The 4,252-nt window shown below is 33.7% G+C and carries 3 protein-coding genes; all 3 read right to left on the bottom strand.

The window, feature by feature from the left end; genetic code table 11:
- Positions 1 to 491: 491 nt before the first annotated feature.
- Positions 492 to 1,121: a recombinase family protein gene (locus M1B78_RS18205; RefSeq protein ID WP_257941465.1), complete on the bottom strand. Its 630-nt coding sequence runs from the start codon at positions 1,119 to 1,121 to the stop codon at positions 492 to 494.
- A 262-nt stretch (positions 1,122 to 1,383) separates the two neighbouring features.
- Positions 1,384 to 2,286 (bottom strand): hypothetical protein, encoded by a 903-nt coding sequence (locus M1B78_RS18200; protein ID WP_257941464.1) that lies wholly within the window; start codon positions 2,284 to 2,286, stop codon positions 1,384 to 1,386.
- Between the two features lie 520 nt (positions 2,287 to 2,806).
- A complete protein-coding gene (locus M1B78_RS18195; protein ID WP_257941463.1) occupies positions 2,807 to 4,153 on the bottom strand; it encodes a hypothetical protein in 1,347 nt (448 codons plus the stop codon).
- Positions 4,154 to 4,252: the final 99 nt, after the last annotated feature.

The raw sequence follows: 4,252 nt of genomic DNA, 5'->3' as shown, positions 1-4,252 counted from the left end.
AAACCACTGACTCATTGTAAATCAGTGGTTTAAGTGGAGCGTATGAGACTCGAACTCATCACCTCGACACTGCCAGTGTCAAAAGTTGTTCTGATTTTTAATGAGTTATATCTTTTACGGTAAGGAATTACGGTAAAATATGCTGCAAAGGTAGAACTTTTTTCTAACAATAATAATTAGACTATGATGATGATTACGAATTAATCAAGACTTCAAGCAAATATGATACTTTTGGGAATGATGGCTTAAAACGTTTCGATTGTGGTTTGGGCTTTAACATAGGCGTTGAAATCAAGAAAACATATAGAGTATCTCTCGGGTATGATTTCGGTTTAACTGAAACATATAAATCTAAGTTTGATGCAGGTGATGAAAATTATGAAGAGCTTGACCTAGGTAGTGGTGCAAAGAATAGAAATCTTACTATTTCAGTAGCATACATGTTCTAACAGGAAAATAGTATAGAGGGTGCGTAATCTACGCACCCTTAATTATAGATGGAACTCTTTCTTCAAACGCTGAACAGTTGAGGCTGACGTATCGGTAAGTTTTGCCACTTGCCTCACAGATAACCCTTGCCTCAATGCTTTTAATACGTCCTTATATTCTTCTTTCTTTTTGTCCACACTTTTTACACTACCCGTTTTCCGTCCAAGTTGACCACCTTTGGCAATATACTGCTGCCGTCCCGAATTAAGACGGAACTTAATGTTCTCTCGTTCCAATTGTGCGCAGGTTGACAAGGTAGCGAGCATTACAGGGGCAAACATGGACGGTTGTTTTTCATCATTCAGCAATGTAAACTTTTCCTTTTGCATATAGAGGTTTATTTTATCATCCACAAGCCCTTTAACGGTTTCTAACACTTCAAAGGCATTACGCCCCAATCTGCTTAACTCCGACACTAACAGCATATCAATCTGCTCCGTTCGACAATACTCCAAAGCCTCAACGAGAACAGGGCGTTCCGCATTTTTCTTTGCCCCGCTCACCTTTTCTTCAAAGACTTTTACAACTTCCATTTTGGCATATTCGGCATAGGTTTTCAAGTCTGCCACTTGTCTATCGGTGGTCTGTCTATCAGTAGTTGAACTAACACGTGCATATATTATTGCTTTCATATATTGGCTTTTTAATTATACCACAAAGATAGTTCTTTTTCTTATTGTATGCAAATTAATCAAAGAATATTTTGAATACAATTTAAATGTATTCTTTTATATCATCATAGATTTATTTGAATACAATTATTATTTGAATACATAATAATATAATGCTACGCATTTTGTACCATATAAAACTTTAATCTATAATTAATTAAATCAAGAAAGGCTGCTCTCGCAGGGGGCTTTGCTAATACCCCCATCAAAAGCAACCTTAATCTTAAAGTTGGAAAATTGAGATAACCTTTCCACCATAACGAAAACGTAGTAATCTATTGGAGAAGTAATACAGCATATCAAAGAGTAAATCTTGACTTTGTAATTGTGAAGATAATGTAACCATTAATAGGTCATCGGGAATAGCTTCACCTTTCCATTGGTAAAACTCTTTCAAATGCTCATTCTTTATCGTCAACTCTACCCGATAGTCTTTATCTTTAAGCCCATTCCATTGCGGTATATACTTCTTGTTTGATTTTTCCAACTCTCTTTTCTTATCATATATTTTTAATGATAGTCCGTCTTGTTTCTTGGGATTTATACAAATAGTTAAAGTCCTTAAACGATATTGGTCTCCCGTTTGTATGTGTAAGATTTCATCTAACACCTCTTTTTTATCGGAGCGTACCTTTCCATTTAATATCACCTCATAATCATCGTTAAACTGTGCGTGCCTAATCTTCTTTGCGAAGTTTATATTCGTATCTAATGCCACGTGCAAATCTGTAATATTGTTGAGGCTTAATCCCAATTCATCCGCAATATAATTCACACAAGCCAACCAATTGCACTTACTGCCGTCATATATGCCAAACACCTCATAGAAGACCCAATTCTCTACATATAACCATACATAGTTAATTTTATCATCCCCCATGCTACGCAATTTTGTTTTTAATGTGGCAAATTTCTTTTGATGATTCCTACCGGAATCACCAAAAGAAATCATCACATGGAAACAATTTGCAAACAAAGCCTCATCACTTGGTACACGTATAAGCGTAAAACTATCATCACTATCTATTAATTCATTATATTCGTTCAGTTTCTTTATAACTTCATCCGTTGCCAGATAGCAAAGGGTCAACTTATCAATGCTTATTATACTCTTTTTCTTTCTCATGTCTTTTTGATTTTACTCTATTATTTTTATGATATTCTTTTAGGGACGCACTAAGATGTTCTTTGTGCTCCTTAGTCTTCTTCAAGCATTGAAGACTTTGGGAAATGTGCTTGCAATGGCTTGCTGACTTCTTTCGTCCTCGCAAGCGCATACTAATTTTCTTTTTTGTTTCCTCTTTCATGCTATTAATTTATTATCATATACAAATAAGTAGTTAAAAGAGTAGGAAAGTTCAATATTTAACCTCACTATTTTTACAGAAAATTTTCTGATGTACACATAACGGCTGTGAGGTAAATAAGATGAAATATACTCCAATATTAAAAGCGGGGATACATGGTACCATACTTGCGCATTCTTATTTCATTTTTGTCTTCTTTCATTCTGATAAACTACGCTGCAAATATGTCAGAAAGGGATTTTGGCTAATTCTGCAACCATAAAATTCAAAGAACGATACGCCTGCCTAACAGTGTTATTCAGTCTCAAAATTATAAATTAAAACTTCTCTCACTGCTTTTTATGTCTGTGGATTGTAATAAATTGTTCCGTCTGCTGCTATTACATAACCATCAACTAAATCCGTTTCGCTATTATCTACTATCGCTTGTTCTATTGCATCTTCACCACCTAATAGTTCTATATACTCTTCGGCTTTGAGAAGTTGTCTATCTTTATTATTTATATCTTCATTGGCTTTCTTTAAGTCCTTTGCGGTTAATTCTATCTTGTGTTGTAATTTCCCGTTGTTGCTTGCTAATTCTACTATTGTGTCGATATAGGTTGAATCGGGATTATTAGCTTGCTCTTTCTTAAATGCGATATCTTTATTTTCATTACTAACTACTTCATCGTGAAGTAAAACAATTTCGTCCAAATTGTTTTTGTATGAGTTTTGAAATATTTGTTTATACTTGGGTGTTGCCTTGTCGTAGTGTTGAACCATTTCTATCGTTTGTCCCGTGTATTTTCTAATTTGTTCGTAAGTCCATTCCCTGGCTGAAAGCATAGTAATGAAACTTCGTCTTCCTGTATGTGTCGCAATCAATTCATATCTTTGTTTTTTTAATTCAGTTGGTTTGGAATCTCCTGCATAGTGTATAGATTGCAACTCTTCTCCTTTTATTCCTGCTTCCTTTGCAATTCTCTTTATATTTTTGTTAATTGTATCTTTGCTGCATTTGGGCAACTTACATTTATATTTGTCAATAATTAAATGTCTTGCAATTTCAAAAAATAATTTTATTTCCATTTTTTTGTTAGGCGTTTTTCTTGGGGCAAAGGTAATAAAGAAGTCTCCGTTTATTTCCTCTATTTTGTTGTCAATTTCTAACAAGTCCGATACACGGCAACCTAACGTGCATTCAAGAATAAATAAGTCTTTTATTATTTCGTCTTTTTCATTTTTACATTTGTAGTTGTATAATTTCATCACTTCGTCATTTCGTAATGCAATATGATTGTCTGATGATTTATCGTCAAATTGTTTTGTCTTTATTGCGCTAATATCATTTTCTGTTAGTGCTTGCTGTTTTCTGGCTGAAAGTATGACTGCTGATTTTGCGTACTTGATAATAGAGTTGATTGTGCTGATTGTATAAAGCTCTCCATTTGGTTGAAAATAATTATTTAACAGATATAGCGAAAATGCTGTAAAAAACTCTGTTGTGAATTGGGAGTAAGTGTTTACGTTTTTTTTCTCCTCTTCTTCTAAGTACTTAAGATAGAAAGAAAGAGCGGGAATGCCTTTATCACAATAGTTTTTTATTGTTGCATTGCCTATTGTTGTTGCATTAAATACATCTTTCTTTATTTGTGTAATGATGTCTTTGATTCCTGCGTTTTCATTTTTCTTGGGTCTACCCATATTTATATACTTTTTTAAAATGTAATACTTCGTTAAAATTACAGTTAATCCGTTGAAAACAAATGAGTTAGTAAATAATATTTAGTATAATAAGATAGG

Source organism: Bacteroides muris (ex Fokt et al. 2023), assembly GCF_024704895.1.
GTDB classification, from domain to species: domain Bacteria; phylum Bacteroidota; class Bacteroidia; order Bacteroidales; family Bacteroidaceae; genus Bacteroides; species Bacteroides muris.
Note: the sequence above shows the minus strand (reverse complement) of the source record. Positions and strands in the feature narration are given on the sequence as shown.

What these genes read in the sequence shown, in the direction of transcription:
- M1B78_RS18205 (WP_257941465.1), bottom strand. Translation starts at nt 1,121, where the DNA reads ATGAAAGCAATAATATATGCACGTGTTAGTTCAACTACTGATAGACAG.
- M1B78_RS18200 (WP_257941464.1), bottom strand. Translation starts at nt 2,286, where the DNA reads ATGAGAAAGAAAAAGAGTATAATAAGCATTGATAAGTTGACCCTTTGC.
- M1B78_RS18195 (WP_257941463.1), bottom strand. Translation starts at nt 4,153, where the DNA reads ATGGGTAGACCCAAGAAAAATGAAAACGCAGGAATCAAAGACATCATT.